Source organism: Desulfogranum aggregans (genome assembly GCF_055398265.1).
Genome location: NZ_AP042447.1, coordinates 142,665 through 159,028 on the forward strand (window position 1 = coordinate 142,665; position 16,364 = coordinate 159,028).

A 16,364-nucleotide genomic window follows, 5' to 3' on the forward strand; every position below is an offset into this window, starting at 1 on the left:
ACGCATTTATTTTTCTACATCCACTATGATGGTCATTATTTCATCGCTCAGCTTGCCAAGAGCGTGGCTTTGACCTTGAACAAATGCATCATAGCTTGAATCATTGGTTTTAATTCGAATTTCACTGCGCTTCATGGCAATGAATTCCTTTGTATCTCCTCTTAAAAGATTCCAGCGGGCGATAAGGACGACATCTCCTCCAAGCTGACCATCAAATCGGACCAGATCCATGGTCACTTGATAGTCAATCGGAACGCTAGAGCGCCAGGGAAACAAGAAAATAGAGTCAGTCTGCAATTTGTAACCAATATTTTCAGCAAGAACGTTTGCAAAGTTGCTTTTAAACGATCCTGACCATTGGTTATATTCGGCTTGATTGACGGTATGGTCTATGCGGGTAACAATTCGATTCTGATTGAGGTAATCAGCAATTTTAATGGGACCAATACCCACTGAAACTTTTCTTTGTATTGCTTGTTCTGGTTGGACGCCTTGAGTATCAAATATTGATGTAAGCGTATAAATGTTTGGTTGAGGACTTCTCCATGCGCATCCATAAAAAAACAAAAGCGCAATTGTTGTTGACAAGCAGACTGCAAGAACTTTTATCATATGAATTTTTCCTTAATTTTCTTTTCCCATGAGAATCGACTCAGGATGTCTTTCCAGGTAATCAGCCAGCTGTCGTAATGACCTCGACATAGCAGAAATATTTTGAAGCGTTTCTTCTGCTTGTATGATTATAGGGGCATTTTCAGAGGATATTCCTCTAAATCCTTCAAGACTTTTTTCAATACTGTTTGTCAGTGAGTCTAGGTCAGCATTGGCTGATAAGATCAGTTTGTTGAAATTCTCAGTTGTTTTTTTCAAATCTGATGAAAGCGGTTCAACCTGACTGTCCAATTCGTGGAGAAGCTTCCGAGAATCTGAAAGGGTGCCATCCACTTGTTGCGCCAAAGGGTCTATGTGGGCGTCAATTTTCCCAGTAGCATTTTTGACATTATCTGCGGCAAGCCTGAAGGAATGTATAGCGTTGATTATCTCTGGATCATTCACCAACTTGCTAATACCAGATATAGACTGTTCCAGGTTATTCATCATGCCTTTAAAATCGCTTTGCTGAAGTATCTGGAACAACCGTTCTGTGGTAGAAGGAATTGTTGGAATTTCAGGGGTTTCCTGAATCGTATACTTCAGTTTTGCTGGTGTCTCTGGATAATAGGCAAGCTCGATCATCAGTTGTCCTGTAATAAAGCTTTGCGTTGTCAGCACCCCTCTCAGACCTCTATCAATTAACTTCGGAAGCATGACTTCAGGGCTGATTCGTTTTTCCCCATCTACTATCAGTACGCTGTTGGGATCTATATCGATGTAGACAGGGATTATGTAATCTAACTTTTCATGATCAGCCAGCACTACAATCTCAGTAACTGCCCCCACGGCGACCCCGTTGAATAATACTGGCGCGCCCACGCTGAGTCCTTTTATGGATGTGTCGAAATAGAGTACATATTTGTCAGTTTTTTTGAAAAACTTACCCGAACCAAAAAGTACGACACTTGTTGCCAAAAGAAAAACAGCAATAACTACAAAGCCGCCAATCATCATTGTGTTAGCTTGTTTTGCCATTATACCCACCGAAAAGAGGAGATTAAGGGTGTCTTGAGTAGTTTGATTTTTCAATCAAGATTAAGGCATGGGAAAAATTTTATCATAGGCATAGACCGCATAGTGCGAGGATAACATTTTGACCAAAACGAATAAATTGGCAAAAAAAACAAGTACTCAAGGTGGCTTTAACTCTTCCCCACGGGTCAGGAACATATGCAAGGTAGGGTCACGACTCTCAGCAAGGAGTTTGTTCGGATCCCCTGTTGCCGTCATAGTCCGCTGAGAAACATCAAGAAATACCGAATTGTCACCTATGGCAAAAATACTTGCCAGTTCATGGGTCACAATCACCATTGTCGTACCCATACTGTCCCGCAACTCAAGAATCATGTCATCCAAACGCCGCGCACTCACCGGGTCAAGCCCTGCGGATGGCTCATCAAAAAAGAGAATTTCTGGATCAAGAGCCATGGCTCGGGCAATCCCAGCCCGCTTTTGCATCCCGCCACTTATCTCCGAGGGGTAGTACTCTCCAAAACCTGCAAGTCCGACCAGCTCAAGTTTAAGCTCTACGACCTCTTCAATCTCAGTTGCACTCAGGGTGGTATACGTTTCTAATGGTAGAGAAACGTTTTCAGCCAAGGTCATTGAACTCCAAAGCGCACCACTTTGATACATTACACCTGCTCGTCGAATAATCTGATCGCGGATTTCAGGCTCAGCACCCCAGAAGTCTGTTGTGCCATAAAAGACTTTTCCTTTGGCCGGACGTTTTAGACCTGTGAGAATAGTCATAAGCGTACTTTTACCACAACCGCTTCCACCCATAATAATGAATATATCCCCATGGTTGATGGTAAAATTTAAATCGCGCATAAGAACAAAATCACCGTAACCCATGGTGAAATCTTTTACTGTTATGTGAGGTAACCGGTTGGTCATGATATATTACTTTGGCAATTCGGTCGTGGTGTAGAGGAAACGAGTGTATTATTGAGGCGTCAAGCCTCAAAAAAAACCTCACGTTTTTTGTTCATCAATTTTTATTCCTCAGATGAAATGTGGCTTTTGTTCAGGTCAAATACCCAGCATGTTGCAGATAATTGTTATTATTGCTGTTGAAAGAATAATCCCAACTACAGCTGTAACCACCGCAGAAGTTGCTGCCTCACCTACAGCCGAAGCACTTCGTCCACATTCCATTCCCCGCATGCATCCAGAGAGTGAAACGATCACACCAAAAACAATTCCACTGAAAATTCCGATTCCTAAATCCCAAAGACGAACCGCTGCAATTGTTTCGTTGTAATATTGAATAAGTCCGATATCCAGCATAACGACGCCAACAACCATTCCTCCTAAAATCCCCATGATGTTGGCATACAGGCAAAGTAGCGGCATCATCAGTGCCAAGGCCAGCATTCTCGGTAATACCAAAAATTCCATAGGCGAAATACCCATGGTTTTTAATGCATCTATTTCTTGGTTTACCTGCATAGTACCCAGCTGGGCGGCAAAAGCCCCTCCGGTGCGGCCTGCCATCACAATACCTGTCATAATAGCTGCCATCAGTCGAACCATGGCTATGCCAACCAGGTCTGCCACGTAAATTTCAGCACCAAAAAGCTGTAGTTGAATAGCTCCAACAAAGGCCAGGATAAGCCCAACTAAAAAGCTGATTAAGGAGACGATTGGTAGAGCCTGCCCTCCACAACTTTCCATGGTCAGGAGCATATCCCTACGACGGAAGCGGGCCTTTCCACGGAAAAGTTGCACGAGAGCTAAGCTTGCCTCGCCTATGAAATCAAGCATTTTGCCTGTAGATTGAAACAGTTCGACCGTATCACTGCCAACATTCACCAGAAAAGGTGTCTTGCTGCTTGCTTTACGGGCACCCTTCTTTTCTGGTACGGCAGCAGCAAGAGTTAATAATTTTTTTGCTCCATCAGGTAATCCACTGCTTTCAACTCTTACTTTCTTTGCTCGGCATAATGTCCGTAGACGCTTCATATAGATTAATAAACCAGAGTCCCATTCACTCAGTCGGCGAGAGTCAAATTTGATTGTTGTTGGGGGGGAAGAGTGCAGGCGCTGATAGACCTCTTCAGCTGATGAACCAATATCTCCGAGCTTCCAAGAGCCAGTGAGAACGAGTGTCATAGTGCTATCGTCGCTCTCTTGAAGAGTAACTTCACCAGATTTTTCCATCAGCTATACTCCTTTCGAGAAAGCACTGCATGTTAGGTTCTGTCCTCATGTTTCTCCGTGTGAGGGTTTCTGCTCTTGAGCAAGTCCGCAGGTATTGTTTTATTTTCTGTTCTTATCCAGGGTCAACCACGCTGATTGACAAGAGTTATGGTTAATCCATTGCAAAACCAATGGGGTTAAGCACAGGCGGGAGGGGCTGATATGATGGTTGATTTATTATTCTACATTTTGCTTATATTTTCAGTCAGTTCAATTTTCATTGCGTTTCAAAATTATTGTGAGTCAATGTGGCTTGAATATTTTTGTTACCAAAGGAAAGGGGGAGCGCTCTTTCTGCCTTTTCGAAAATCTATCAAAAACGAGTACAGCCATCCAGGCATAGATAGTCACAGCTACGAAAAGGCTGGTTCTTACAAGCAAAGCTGTATAAACATCCTTTCCAGTGGCACTGTCGGCCACGGCCGGGCCGACAAGAAGCAGTAGGGTAATCATGACATTTTGCCAGAAGGAGGGGGTAAAATTACTCGTAAAGATGCCATAGAATTTTGCCGAAATGTAGATCCCGAAAAAGAAGATCCAGAGAAAGAACATCCAGAGGTTAGGAGCTATCCCCAAGCCCAGCCAGAGCAACACTGCAAACAATCCGCCCATAATGGTTGAACCCAGAAGCTCCAGACCCACGTTGCGGGCTTGGGAAACACTCGTCTGTTGCCCCAGAGAAACTGCTTTCATGATCATAGGGAGATATACCTGGGGGTTATAGAGACCCAGGAGGTAACTGGGGAAGACAATTAAGGTCGTCTGCAAAGCCAGCCAGCTTGACTCCTGTGGCTGCAAGCCCGGCTGGGTGGCAGGTGGTGTGTCGTCCTCTGGGAAAAAAGGGTACACTATCCACTGGCAGACCAGTACAACCCCGATAGCAATGATGATGGTTTTGACCAATGAGAGAGCGATTGCAAAGCCCATCATGCCTGCTGCTGAGATGATGGCTACCCCCATGGTCAGCAGTAACCCTACTATCTCTTTCCCCAGGTTGAGACTAAAATAGTTACTTACAAAGAGTCCCACCATCACAAGCATTAGGGCTGTTGCAGGATAGCTTCTCAGCATTGGGACCAGGAGCAGGCCGGTTCCCAAGGTGATGCATATAACGAGGACCATGCCTATGAAGGCTTTGAGCCTCATGGGTGGCTTTGGGGCAGCCGTTAAAAAAAAAGCGAGAAGAGGCGCCATATGAGGTAAATCCAACGCCAAAGCATAGCCTGCAGCTAATGAGAGAGCAGTAGTCAGGCTGAGACGGAATACTCTCCGTGCTTCAATAACCATTTTCTCTTTTGTACATCTCAGTAGGCATAGGAAAAAAAGCTGACCAAGCGAATATGAATTTTTGCCAACCAGGCAATAAACCCACTTCCCTCTCCATAGGCAACCACAGAAGCTTGTCCGCCGATTCTTAACTTTGCCGTTAAATCAGGATATTGGGCTGAGTCAAAATGAACGTATACCGGAAAGCGCTGAGATTGGCGCAACCAATCTCGATCATTGTCTATAGTGGGCAAGGTCCCAGGTGCCGGAGCTTGGCCTGAACTTACCCCTAAGCCTATGCTGCTGATTGTACCCTGGTATACTCTACCCGGAAAAATATCAAAAATAATCTCTACCGGCGTACCCGGGGTAATGCGTCCGAGATTATTTTCTGTGTATTCTGCCCGAACCCAGACATCTTTAACCGCAACCAAGGTCATCACGGGCGTGCCAGCTCCTGCATAGACACCGACATCAGCACGAAGGTCTGTAATCACACCGCGTGAAGGTGCTTTGACAATGGTTCTCTCTAAATCCAGTTCGGCTTTTTTAACGGCTGTGAAGGCGACTTTGAGCAGACTGTTATCCTCTCTGTCCTCTCCACCTTTTTTTTCTACTGCCTGTTGAATACTTGCCTCAGCTGCTGCAACTTTAGCCTTTGCGCTATCGAGGTTTGCCCGAGATATCTCGACTCGGCGGGTAGAAATGGTGCCAGGATCTTCTTTGCGCAGCCTTTCAAGTCGTCTGGTATCTTTTTCCGCTTTCGTCTGATTGGCTAAGGCAGCACTGAGATTAGCCCGAGCAGATTTCACTGCTGCGTCGCCGGCTTCCACCTGGCGCATCGTATTCTCCAAATCCGACCTGGCTTTTTCCAGAGCAATTTCATACTGGCTGGGGTTAATACGGAAAAGTTGCTCGCCTTCTTTCACTTCCTGGTTGTTCTTTGTCCATATTTCAGTAACAATTCCAGATACCTGAGGAGCAACGCCAACAACGTATCCCTGCACCCTCGCTTGTTTGGTATATGGGGTGTAGCGATCGGCGACCAGGTACCAGAGCAGACTGCAAATGATGAGGCCGAAAACAAGCCAACCACCCTTTTTCACGGCGCCGGGGGCGGTGGAAGCCTGATCCGATGAATCCGTGGCATTTCCATTTTTTTTTTCTTCAGCGTCACTCATTGACTTGACCTTCAACGTCGTTTTTCGATTCAGGTAGTGACATCTGTAACATATCACCCCAATCAGTCCTCTCTTCCATGACTCGACGCATATCCTCAGGGACAATATCTTCAGTGGAAGCAGGCTGCCAACCGCCTCCCAGTGCCTTGTAAAAAGCGATTACCGAGTTAATGTGCGCACCCTGATTCGATACAAAGTTTGCAGATTGTGCAGCAAGAGCGCGTTGTGAATCCAATACTCGTTGAAAGGCTGAATATCCTTCCTGGTAACGAGAACTTGATAATTCCAACGACCTTTGTGCAGCTTTCAGTGCGTGGGATAAAATTGTACCCTGCTCTCGGGTCTTTACAACACTGATCGCGGCATCATCAAGTTCCCGGGCAGCTTGAAGTACTGTATTCTGGTATGCTTCCAGTGCCTGCTGTAGGCGGGCATCCTGGACCCTGACATTATTCTTAATTCGTCCATAGTTAAAAAGGTTCCAGGTGAAGTTTGGTCCAATTCCAAGGGCTAGGGTGTCAATGCTGGAGTCCAGCGAATCACCTGACCATCCGAGATTGCCTAAAAGGGAAATTGACGGGTATAGGTCTGCTTCAGCAACACCTATCTGGGCTGATTGGGCGGCAACTTGCCAGGCCGCAGTACGGATATCAGGGCGGCGCATCAGTAAATTTGCCGGAACCGACCTGATCACCTGTGGATCCATGGAGGGCAGTTCAGCAATTGAGCCTTCCAATTCCTTTAATCCGCCCGGTGGTTTACCGAGCAGAACGCCTAAAGCATTACTGATCTGCTGCAGATTAATCTCAAGGTTGGGGATGGCAGACAACGTCGCCAGGTATTGGGTTTGAGCCTGTTGCCAATCTAATTCAGCGGCCTGTCCACTTTCATAGAGTCGTTTGGTTATTTCCAGACTTCGTTTCTGCAAATCGGCATTCATCTGTGCTATTTCGATTTGTTTTTCAGTGGTCCGGTAGGCATAGTAGGTTTGTGCAACCTGACTGCTTAACAAAACCTGCAGGTTCTGTTGGGTGGCAATCGAAGCAAAATAGGCAGCGTCTGCAGATTCAATGCCGCGCCTGAAACGGCCCCAGAAATCAAGCTCCCAACCAATGTTGAACCCAAGGTTATACTCGGTCAAATCATTATGCTGCCCGGAATTCTTCCCTTCGGTCTGCCAGGAGTCGATCCTGACCAGGCCACCTGTTGCCTGTTGCAGCTGGGGAAACCTGCTCCCAATAGATATGCCTAACAATGCCCGACTTTCTATTATCCTTAAGCCGGCAATGCGCAGATCAGGATTGTTTTTCCGTGCGATCTCAATCAATCTGTTCAGGGTCGGGTCTTGAAAAATCTGCCACCAGAAACGAAGATCGTCCTGCCCTGCAACAGCAGGTTGAGCCTGGCCGTATAGGTCAGTTTGATACGTGTCCAACCATTCTACATGTGGCTCATTGTAATCCGGTCCCAGCATGGTGCATCCCTGAAAAAGGGCCGGCGTGAACAGCAACACCACACAGAACAGCAATCTATTCATCGGTGCTCCATTGCTGCTTTTTCACCGGACTTTTTTTCAAGCATACTCACAAGAGGATTGGCACTTATACCATGAAGAATAACACTTAATAAAACAGTGCATATCATGGTCATGGATATTGTTTCGCCACCGGGAAGATGTTCATTGAAGACGATGACGCCGAAAACGATACTGGCCAGGCCTCGTGGCCCGAACCAACCCATGAAGAGTTTTTCTGTAGTACTGAGCTCTGATCCGCGCAGACAGAGAAAGACTGGCAGCATTCTCACAACTGTAAGGCTGAGAAGAGAATATACCATCACCTGCCAGGTGAACGCGGGGAGGGATGGTCCAACTACTGCAGCACCAAAAATAACCCAGGTGATCATGGCCAGAGTATCACCCGTTGCCTCAGCGGAGACCATCAGTTTGTCTAAGGACTCTTTATGCTTTGTCGCTATGCGTCCAAAGAGCAACCCGCCACAGAAAGCTGCTATGAATCCGCTGCCACCGGTTATTTGCGCAGTAGTAAAACAGAGGATCGCAAGTGTTACTACCGGCAACTGTCGCCACGTTTCGTTAATCCAGTTAAATCTGGCAGCAATCTTCAGTACTATTACGCCAATTGTGGTGACAATCACTGCACAAAGTAAACCAATGCCTATTTCTTCGATCATCAGATTGAGGAGCAGGCCGTCCTCTGCTTCACCGCCTACAACAAGCGTTAAAAAGGTTAAAAGAACCGGAACACAAATTCCGTCGTTCAGCCCGCTCTCAACATTCAAGGTCTGGCGAATAGGAGCAGGAACCGCTGGGTCGGTCACCACTGCCTTGCCAAGAGCAGCATCCGTGGGCGCCAACATCGTTGCTAGCAGTGCAAGGCCCAGAAGAGAAACATCCCATAATAAGACGACCCCAAGGGCAAAACCTAAGAGAATAGTAAGGGGAAGGCCAATGAGTAAAAGCCTTTCAGGTAATTTTATATGTTGTCTAAGGACGCGGAAATCGGCACCTGCGGCGTCAGAAAACAATACAATACCAAGAGTAACCTCTGCAATAACACGCAGGCCCTCAGCATCGATCTGCAAATCGAACAATCCTAATCCGGCAGAACCAACTGTCAGGCCAAATAGAGTATAAACCAGCGCGCCGTTGATAGGGGTTTTTTCAAACCAGCCACCTACAGAACTATAAAAGAAAGCAAGTAGAGCAAGCAGGGCAAGATTCTGGTAGATCATGGATAATACACCTCAACGCGTGTATAATTATGGTAACAGTCTCATTAAAACAGTTTCATAATTTTCCTTTTGCACCGTTTTTATTAGTATTCTATCTTTTCTGTAAACTCAAGAAAGTTGTTGGCAAGCGCAGTCCGGCCCTGATTCTATCGATCGCCTTTTTGAAAAAAGGAAGGGGAAAGTGATGACCAGTAGCAGAATGTGCCCTTAGCACTGGCGATCAAACTCTTGATTGAATACGGCTTTGAGGGGGGTGGTGCATTGAATGTAGTATGATTTTATTGTACTTGGCGATGCACTTGATCCCAGTTGAGCAGTTATCGACATGCTCCTGGCGGGCCTCACGATCACGTCTATGGTCACCAGCCCAACGCATAACCGGCGAGACCGGCTGTCAGGCCCACTGTAAAATTTATTCCCTTTATGCAAAGAAAATCGTGTCCGGATTCTGCCAGCAGCGGCAGCATGCCGTGACCGTCCTGGACGATTGAGCTGGCGAGAAAGATGCTGAACGGGATGGTGCCTTCAACAAAGAGCGTCAAAAACAGGATATGGGGACCAGACTCGGGAATAAGCCCCACCAGGCAGGCGGTCAGCAGCACAGTAAGTTGGTGTGCATGAATCCATCCTCCGAGGTGGAGACGATCAACGAAAAGGTACAGCAGCAGCAAGGCACCAAAAGTCCAGGCAAATATTCGCGGTACGTGGGCTTTTACCACATGACCCCACAGGTGCTCCTCAAGAAAATGATCCGGCACCGTGACAACGATCCCCATGGCTGAGAGTGAAAGCAGGAGAACTGTCCACCGTATCCAGTTCCACTCCTTTGGCCCAACCAGGCCCAGTGTCATGGCTACCAGAAAAAACAGGGATAGACCAGCGAGAAGAGCGCGGTAGGGAGAGCAGTGCCTCCATTGCATTGCCAGCAGTTCCTTGGAAAAGCACCTGCAGGTTGCCTCCTCGTGCAGGTCAAAATCAATATGGCAGTGGGGTGCGCGGGCCTTTTGTCCGATCCGGAGCGCATCCGTCGCATAACCGGTACCCAGGCCGATAACCAGGAGCAGGAAAAAAACCGGTAGTGATTGCTCAGGGATCATGGAGAGCATGACAAAGGATTCATCACCGCTGGTGGCAATCATTGCCGCCACCACTGCCCCCAGGCTGATTTCTCCATGGGTATAAAGCGATACGGCGGCAAAAGCGCCCAGGCACCCGGGGGTTGCCCCCAGGAAAGCAGCCAGAAGATACTGTCGCCATCGTCCTCCGCGCAGCCCCTGTTGCCAAACCCCTCGGCTGATAACATTGAGATACTCTATGATCACCATCATCATAAAGACGCAGCCGGTGATCATGAGGGCATGGCTGGTGGTCTGTCTAAGGACGGCAATCATGAAGTGGCACTGAGGACTTGATTGGCAATCTCCATGAATATTTTTCCGGTTGCAGAATCGGGAGAAGCCTCCATTAATGGCACCCCGCTGTCTCCTCCCAAGCCAACGGCAGGGTCAAGAGGCAGGGAGCCCAGCAGGGGAATGCCTGTCTGTTGGCTGAGTTTCTCCCCGCCTCCGCTGCCGAAGATGGCAATCGGCTCGGCTGTGTGACCGCAGGAAAAACCGGCCATGTTTTCCACCAAGCCGATGACCGGCTGTCCTATTTTTTGAAACAGGGTGATCGATCGACGCACGTCGGCAAGGGCAACTTCCTGGGGGGTGGTGATCATCAGCACCGAGCAGTGCGGCAGTGACTTGGCTATAGTGATGGATGGGTCGCCGGTTCCGGGTGGAAGGTCGATCACCAGGTAATCCAACTCGTTCCACCGCACCTGGTCAAGGAGTTGATGAATCATCTTTGATACCAGGGGGCCTCGCCAGATAAAGGCTTCGTTTTGTCCTGCGGTCATCCCCAGCGACATGACCCGCATGCCATATTTATCTTTGGGAATGATCATGTTGTCCTCCTCGTCCACCGCTTCGGTGATATCGAGCATGAGGGGGACGCTGGGACCATAGACATCGGCATCAAGCAGGCCCACCTGAAGCCCCTGCCGGGCAAGGGCAAGGGCTACGTTAACGGCGATGGTTGTCTTGCCGACGCCGCCTTTGCCGCTGGCGACGGCAAGAAAATGTTTTACCTTGGCGACGCCTTTCAGCGGTGCTGGAGGAAACAGGCGCTGCGCCTCACCTTTGCTGAGTTCCTGGCAGTCCACCTGGACCGAACGCACGCCGTCAACGTGACTGACGGCATTTTCAATTTGCTCAACTAAGGCGTTTTTCACCGGGGAGCGCAGGCTTTTCAGGGCCAGAACGAGCGAAACGTTATCGTCGTGGATGGAGAGGTCCCGAATAAGACCGATCTCGAGCAGGCTTTTTTTCAATTTAGGGTGTTGCACAGTGTTGAGTGCCGCACGAACGTGCTTTTCCTCTATCATTTTGCTCTCCTAGGGTACTTCCAGCAGGTTGTCCCCATTCTGGGGTGGTGATGATCAACGCAGAGCGCTCTCAGTATGCAGTCAACGGCGCCTCCTGCCGCCGCCCATGCCACGGCCTCCGCCGCCTCCCATCCCTCTGCCACCCATTCCTCTTCCACCTCCGCCTAGTCCCCGTCCTGCTCCCATACCCGGTCCACGGCCGGTTCCCGGTTGGCCTGTTTCGGTTGTCTGCGGGGAGGTCTCATCGCTTTTTTGCGGTGAAACCTTACCGATCGAATCCCGATAATGGTTCAATGCTTCCTCTACGTTCATTTCGCCGGAAACCCCTTCTATCAACTGGATACCGGAACCTCGAAGCGCGTCCTGGGCATTGGGCCCCAAATGTCCAGTGAGCAGGGCTTCAACTCCCTGGTCCAGCATAATTCGGGCGGCGCCTATTCCTGCACCCTGCGCATCGGCCACTGCCGTGTTTTCAATGGCCTGAGCCTGGTCGGTTTCAGTATCGATAAGCATGAAGTAGGGAGCCCTGCCAAACCTGGGGTCTACAGCAGATGTCATGGTGTTACCGGTTGATGTAATACAGAGTTTCATGTCTTCCTCCTCGACGGACTACTCGCTGAAGAGTAGCCGGATACCTGGAAAATGAGTACAGGGTGGGCGGCATCACCGTCCAGCCCCTTTCTGTGCATATACCAAGCAAAGATAATGCCATTGAAAAGTAAGTAGAAAAAAACTATTGTTTTCCTTATGTTGTGTGTTTCGGTAGGGGAGAGGCGGGGGGATATCTGCAAATATTTGCAGAGAGCGAAGCGGCAACCCTGCCTAGTAGTGATGGGGGAAGGGGAATGGCTGTTAAGGGATATCGAGTTTTCGGCGTCGGTAACGGAGCGTGGAATATTTCATGCCCAGCAGCTTGGCGGCACGGGTTTCGTTGCCATCGCTTAAACGAAGCGCTTCGTTGATATAGGTTTTCTCCACCGAGCGAAGCAATGCAGAGAGGTCGACGCCTTGATGGTCGAGTTCCGGGCGAAGCTGAGCGGTCAACGATAAACACTGTTCACAGGGAAGCGCATTGCGAATATCCAGATCTGCAAGGCTTATCAGCGGCTCCGAGGCTACAAGGGCGGCTCGTTCCACCATATTCTTCAGTTCGCGAACATTTCCCCGCCATTGTATCCGCGTCAACGATCGCTCGGCTTCCCTGCTGAAACCGGCAAAGGATTTGCCGAATTTATTTCCGAACTCAACGAGAAATTGCTTGGCTATAGGGAGTATATCCTCCGGATGGTCGTTTAACGATGGGGCTTTGAGGGTGACAACCCCGATTCTGTAATACAGGTCTCGGCGAAAGGTTCCCTCATCAAGCATTCGCTGGAGGTCCTTGTTGGTGGCTGATACGATTCTGGTGAGTACGCACTGCTTGATGGAACTGCCGACCTTATAATATTCGCCTGTTTCCAGGAAGCGGAGCAGTTTGGCCTGGGCATCCAAATCCAGGTCGCCTATTTCATCAAGAAAAAGGGTGCCGCCAGCCGCCTGCTCAATCATCCCTTTTTTTCCGGATGGGTGAGCTCCACTGAATGCGCCTTTTTCGTAGCCGAATAACTCACTTTCCAGCAAGTCTCTGGGGATGGCGGCGCAGTTGACCGCAATAAACGGCCCCTGAAAGTGCGGGCTTCTGTAATGAATGGCGCTGGCAATCAGTTCTTTTCCGGTGCCTGACTCGCCGAGTATAAGAATTGGTGTATCAGGGCTTTGAGCAACTTTTTTAATGTATTGCATCACGTCTTGGATAACTTTGCTCTCGCCAATAAAAATGGGAAGGTTTTCTTTGAGACACTGTTCCTGTAAATTATGGACCTCCTTTCGCAAGCGGATACTCTCCAGGGCGTTTCGGATCGTCACTTCCAGGCCATCCATCTCAATTGGTTTGACCACATAATCATATGCCCCCATTTGCATGGCCTGGATAACGGTGGCAATGTCCTCATAGGCAGTGATCATGATTACCACCATTTCCGGATACCGGGTTTTCATGGCTGCAAGAGCTTCCAATCCGTTCATTCCGGGAAGCCCTATGTCCAGCAGGACCAGGTCCGGCACGTCATCGTTCATCATCTCCAGAGCGGATTCGGCATTGGTAAAGCAGCTGCAGTTGTACGTTGCAGGTAATCCGCAGGCAATACCCCTGGCTAACGACTGCTCGTCGTCAACGATATAGATGGAGTACATCATCTTTTTTCGGCCTCCTGCCTGACTGGCAACTCGATAATGAACATGGCGCCTCCCCATTGGCTGGGTTGCACGTATATCATCCCGTGGTGATCGCTGATGATTCTCTGGCACAGGCTTAATCCGATGCCTGATCCGTAATATTTGGTAGTGAAAAACGGATCGAATATTTTTTCAGCATGGTCGGCTGTCACCCCTGAACCGGAATCTGCCACCGTTATGGTGAGGGCGTGGCCGCCACTGTTGGTAATGGTGCCCATGGTTGATATCGCCACTCGCCTCTCCCCGCGCTGTTCGCTTAATTCTTCCAGAGCGTTGGTGAGCAGGTTGATAATCACCTGTTCGATCAGCTGTTCATCCAACAGAGTCTTTGGGAGATTTTTTGCAAGATTGACCTCCAGGGTTACGCCGCTTTTGCGCAGGGTGACCGCTGATAATTCAATGGCATTGGTTACACAGCGGTTGATGCCTGTCATTTGCATCTGCCCTTTGCCGGGTTTGGAAAAATCCATAACCCGTTTGACAACAGCCTCTATTTTTCTTGAGGCTGCATTCATCTCCTGTATCACATCTGCCAGATCAGGTCGATGTTCAGCCGAGGACTCTTCGCCGATGAGGACCTTTTTCAGGGTACTCAGGTACACATTGATGGTAGACAGGGGGTTGCGGATCTCATGAGCAATACCTGCTGCGACCCTTCCCAGGGAGCTCATCTTATCCTGGATGGAAAGCAGGCGTTCCAGCTCTTTGCGTTCGGTGAGGTCTCGGGCAAAAATGCAGGCATACTCCCGGCCGCTGAAGGTGATGTGGGAGGTATGCGTCTCCACCGGGATTGTGGTGCCAGAGGAGGTTCTATGGGTCGTCTGCTCCCTGTGAGAGGATTTTTTCAGCACCGACTGCCAGTGCAGGCGAAAGGTTTCCGCTGTCAGATTGGGGTTGATATCCCCAATGTCCATGGAAAGAAGTTGATCCCGGCTGTAGTTGAGCTTTGCACAGAGGGTGTCGTTAACATCGACGATTCTTCCTTCTTGGCCGAGCCAGTAGATCATGTCATCGGCATGGTTAATGGAAAAACGGGTAAAGCGAAGCGTTTCATTGGCCAGGTGCCGTTCGGTCACGTCTTGAACAATGGAGAGAATAAACTCTCGGTTAAACAGCGGGATTCCTTTAACGTTGACAATCCGTTGTTCACCGCTGCTGGTCGTGTGGGCAAGGTTGTTCCATATCATTTTCGCCGGGTCGCCGGTTGCTATATCCTGCAGAGTCCTTCGTTGAATGGCGCTTCTGTATCGGGGGTCGGGATAGACATGGACGAGAAATGATTCGAAATCACTGAGTACTTCCCGCGGCCATCCATAGATTTCAATAAATTTCGGGTTCATATACCGGGCAAGTCCATCGTCTATCGAACCAACGGCAATGCCGATAGGCAGGTTGTCTAAAATAGCCTCGATCAATTCATTGCGTCTGCTGAGTTCTTCCCTGCTTTCCCGGAGACCTTCGTATAATCGCTCCAGATCATGGTTTTGCTGAAGTAACGCTGCATAGGCATCGGTTAACTCGTGCGTGCGCTCCTCGACCCGCTGTTTCAGTAGCAGCCGTTCCTTGACCAGGGCTGCTTCCAGTTGTTTTCTTTGGGTAATATCACGATTGCTTGCTCTTCTCCCCAAATGGCTGCCATCATCTGCAATTACGGGTTGGCAGTAATGCGATATCCAGCGTTCCTCGCCTGTTTGAGTGGTAATGCGGAAATCGAGATGAAAAACAGCGTCAGTCATTCTTTCCTGCGCATGATGGGTCTCCAGGGCTGACTGTTCATCGGGATGGGTGATCATTTTCAGCAGGTGGGAGCAGTGGGTGAAGGCATCTCTGGAGTAGCCGGTAATTCGTTCAAACGAGGGAGAGAGGTAGAGGAGCCGTCCTTCGGGGTTTATCCAATATTCCCAGTCATAGGTGAAATCAGCCACTGATCGGAAGGTATGGGCTTGTTGTTTAAATTCTTTTGCCCTTCGGTCAAGTTTGGAAAAATTGTGCCTGAGTTCTTCTTCGTCTTGTTTGCGTGCAGTAATGTCTTGAACCGTTTGCACCGCGCCCCATACCTTGCCTGCGTGGTCCTTCAGAGGAGCAGCGGTGAGGAACAACCATCTGGGGCCTTCGCTGCTTTCCGAAAAGTACCCTTCTCCCTCATACCCCCCTTCCACGAGCAAGGTCTGGCGAAATCCGTTTCCGCAGAGGGCCTGTACCTCGCTTAAGGATGCATCGTCTACAATGAGATCGACCAACAGCGGCTGCTTTTGGGAATAAAAGGCACGCCAATGTGTATCTGTTCCTTCCATTCGTGCTGCAGCAAGGGCTGTCAGCGCTTCACAGGCAGGGTTCCAGAGAATGATGGTATGGCGGTTATCGATGGCAAAGGTTGGAATGGGGCTGGACGTGAGCGCCAGAATCGAACTTGGGGCTGGAGCATGCATTTTCTATTCCCCCGCAAAACAGGACCCTAAGGAGAGGAGGGCTGGATAACCTCTCGACAACACGCGCATGGAGACGAATTTTTCCTCATGTGGCACCCTACCACCTTGGAACCATATCTGCAAAAAATTGCATTTTTAACTGCAAAAAAAAGCACTTCTTGTTGCCATATTTTT

13 protein-coding genes are annotated in these 16,364 nt (G+C 49.0%); all 13 read right to left on the reverse strand.

The window, feature by feature from the left end; genetic code table 11:
- Nucleotides 1-6: 6 nt before the first annotated feature.
- Nucleotides 7-612 (reverse strand): PqiC family protein, encoded by a 606-nt coding sequence (locus ACZ52Z_RS00645; RefSeq protein WP_464268833.1) that lies wholly within the window; start codon nt 610-612, stop codon nt 7-9.
- Nucleotides 613-624: 12 nt separating this feature from the next.
- Nucleotides 625-1,629: an MlaD family protein gene (locus tag ACZ52Z_RS00650; RefSeq protein ID WP_464268834.1), complete on the reverse strand. Its 1,005-nt coding sequence runs from the start codon at nt 1,627-1,629 to the stop codon at nt 625-627.
- Between the two features lie 156 nt (nt 1,630-1,785).
- Nucleotides 1,786-2,553, reverse strand: a complete 768-nt coding sequence (locus tag ACZ52Z_RS00655; RefSeq protein ID WP_464268835.1) for an ABC transporter ATP-binding protein — start codon at nt 2,551-2,553, stop codon at nt 1,786-1,788.
- A gap of 135 nt (nt 2,554-2,688) precedes the next feature.
- The gene (locus ACZ52Z_RS00660) at nt 2,689-3,819 is read right to left on the reverse strand and encodes an MlaE family ABC transporter permease (protein ID WP_464268836.1); all 1,131 of its coding nucleotides are present in this window, start codon (nt 3,817-3,819) and stop codon (nt 2,689-2,691) included.
- Nucleotides 3,820-4,101: 282 nt separating this feature from the next.
- Nucleotides 4,102-5,145, reverse strand: coding sequence for a DUF2955 domain-containing protein (locus tag ACZ52Z_RS00665; RefSeq protein ID WP_464268837.1), 1,044 nt, complete (start codon nt 5,143-5,145; stop codon nt 4,102-4,104).
- A gap of 17 nt (nt 5,146-5,162) precedes the next feature.
- Nucleotides 5,163-6,305 carry an HlyD family secretion protein gene (locus ACZ52Z_RS00670; protein ID WP_464268838.1) on the reverse strand — a complete coding sequence of 381 codons (1,143 nt, stop codon included), beginning with the start codon at nt 6,303-6,305 and terminating at the stop codon, nt 5,163-5,165.
- On the reverse strand, nt 6,298-7,842 hold the full coding sequence (locus tag ACZ52Z_RS00675) for an efflux transporter outer membrane subunit (RefSeq protein ID WP_464268839.1): 1,545 nt from the start codon (nt 7,840-7,842) through the stop codon (nt 6,298-6,300). The genes ACZ52Z_RS00670 and ACZ52Z_RS00675 overlap by 8 nt, the downstream gene beginning before the upstream one ends.
- Nucleotides 7,839-9,059: a cation:proton antiporter gene (locus ACZ52Z_RS00680; RefSeq protein WP_464268840.1), complete on the reverse strand. Its 1,221-nt coding sequence runs from the start codon at nt 9,057-9,059 to the stop codon at nt 7,839-7,841. The genes ACZ52Z_RS00675 and ACZ52Z_RS00680 overlap by 4 nt, the downstream gene beginning before the upstream one ends.
- A 359-nt stretch (nt 9,060-9,418) precedes the next feature.
- Nucleotides 9,419-10,450 (reverse strand): putative manganese transporter, encoded by a 1,032-nt coding sequence (locus ACZ52Z_RS00685; RefSeq protein ID WP_464268841.1) that lies wholly within the window; start codon nt 10,448-10,450, stop codon nt 9,419-9,421.
- The gene (locus ACZ52Z_RS00690) at nt 10,447-11,487 is read right to left on the reverse strand and encodes an Mrp/NBP35 family ATP-binding protein (RefSeq protein WP_464268842.1); all 1,041 of its coding nucleotides are present in this window, start codon (nt 11,485-11,487) and stop codon (nt 10,447-10,449) included. The genes ACZ52Z_RS00685 and ACZ52Z_RS00690 overlap by 4 nt, the downstream gene beginning before the upstream one ends.
- 81 nt (nt 11,488-11,568) lie before the next feature.
- Entirely contained in the window at nt 11,569-12,078 is a 510-nt protein-coding gene (locus ACZ52Z_RS00695; RefSeq protein WP_464268843.1) for a NifB/NifX family molybdenum-iron cluster-binding protein, read from the reverse strand.
- 261 nt (nt 12,079-12,339) lie between these two features.
- Nucleotides 12,340-13,722: a sigma-54-dependent transcriptional regulator gene (locus ACZ52Z_RS00700; RefSeq protein WP_464268844.1), complete on the reverse strand. Its 1,383-nt coding sequence runs from the start codon at nt 13,720-13,722 to the stop codon at nt 12,340-12,342.
- Nucleotides 13,719-16,190, reverse strand: coding sequence for a PAS domain-containing sensor histidine kinase (locus ACZ52Z_RS00705; RefSeq protein ID WP_464268845.1), 2,472 nt, complete (start codon nt 16,188-16,190; stop codon nt 13,719-13,721). The genes ACZ52Z_RS00700 and ACZ52Z_RS00705 overlap by 4 nt, the downstream gene beginning before the upstream one ends.
- Nucleotides 16,191-16,364 lie beyond the last annotated feature (174 nt).

What these genes read in the sequence shown, in the direction of transcription:
- ACZ52Z_RS00645 (WP_464268833.1), bottom strand. Translation starts at nt 612, where the DNA reads ATGATAAAAGTTCTTGCAGTCTGCTTGTCAACAACAATTGCGCTTTTG.
- ACZ52Z_RS00705 (WP_464268845.1), bottom strand. Translation starts at nt 16,190, where the DNA reads ATGCATGCTCCAGCCCCAAGTTCGATTCTGGCGCTCACGTCCAGCCCC.
- ACZ52Z_RS00650 (WP_464268834.1), bottom strand. Translation starts at nt 1,629, where the DNA reads ATGGCAAAACAAGCTAACACAATGATGATTGGCGGCTTTGTAGTTATT.
- ACZ52Z_RS00680 (WP_464268840.1), bottom strand. Translation starts at nt 9,059, where the DNA reads ATGATCTACCAGAATCTTGCCCTGCTTGCTCTACTTGCTTTCTTTTAT.
- ACZ52Z_RS00690 (WP_464268842.1), bottom strand. Translation starts at nt 11,487, where the DNA reads ATGATAGAGGAAAAGCACGTTCGTGCGGCACTCAACACTGTGCAACAC.
- ACZ52Z_RS00655 (WP_464268835.1), bottom strand. Translation starts at nt 2,553, where the DNA reads ATGACCAACCGGTTACCTCACATAACAGTAAAAGATTTCACCATGGGT.
- ACZ52Z_RS00665 (WP_464268837.1), bottom strand. Translation starts at nt 5,145, where the DNA reads ATGGTTATTGAAGCACGGAGAGTATTCCGTCTCAGCCTGACTACTGCT.
- ACZ52Z_RS00670 (WP_464268838.1), bottom strand. Translation starts at nt 6,305, where the DNA reads ATGAGTGACGCTGAAGAAAAAAAAAATGGAAATGCCACGGATTCATCG.
- ACZ52Z_RS00675 (WP_464268839.1), bottom strand. Translation starts at nt 7,842, where the DNA reads ATGAATAGATTGCTGTTCTGTGTGGTGTTGCTGTTCACGCCGGCCCTT.
- ACZ52Z_RS00700 (WP_464268844.1), bottom strand. Translation starts at nt 13,722, where the DNA reads ATGATGTACTCCATCTATATCGTTGACGACGAGCAGTCGTTAGCCAGG.
- ACZ52Z_RS00660 (WP_464268836.1), bottom strand. Translation starts at nt 3,819, where the DNA reads ATGGAAAAATCTGGTGAAGTTACTCTTCAAGAGAGCGACGATAGCACT.
- ACZ52Z_RS00695 (WP_464268843.1), bottom strand. Translation starts at nt 12,078, where the DNA reads ATGAAACTCTGTATTACATCAACCGGTAACACCATGACATCTGCTGTA.
- ACZ52Z_RS00685 (WP_464268841.1), bottom strand. Translation starts at nt 10,450, where the DNA reads ATGATTGCCGTCCTTAGACAGACCACCAGCCATGCCCTCATGATCACC.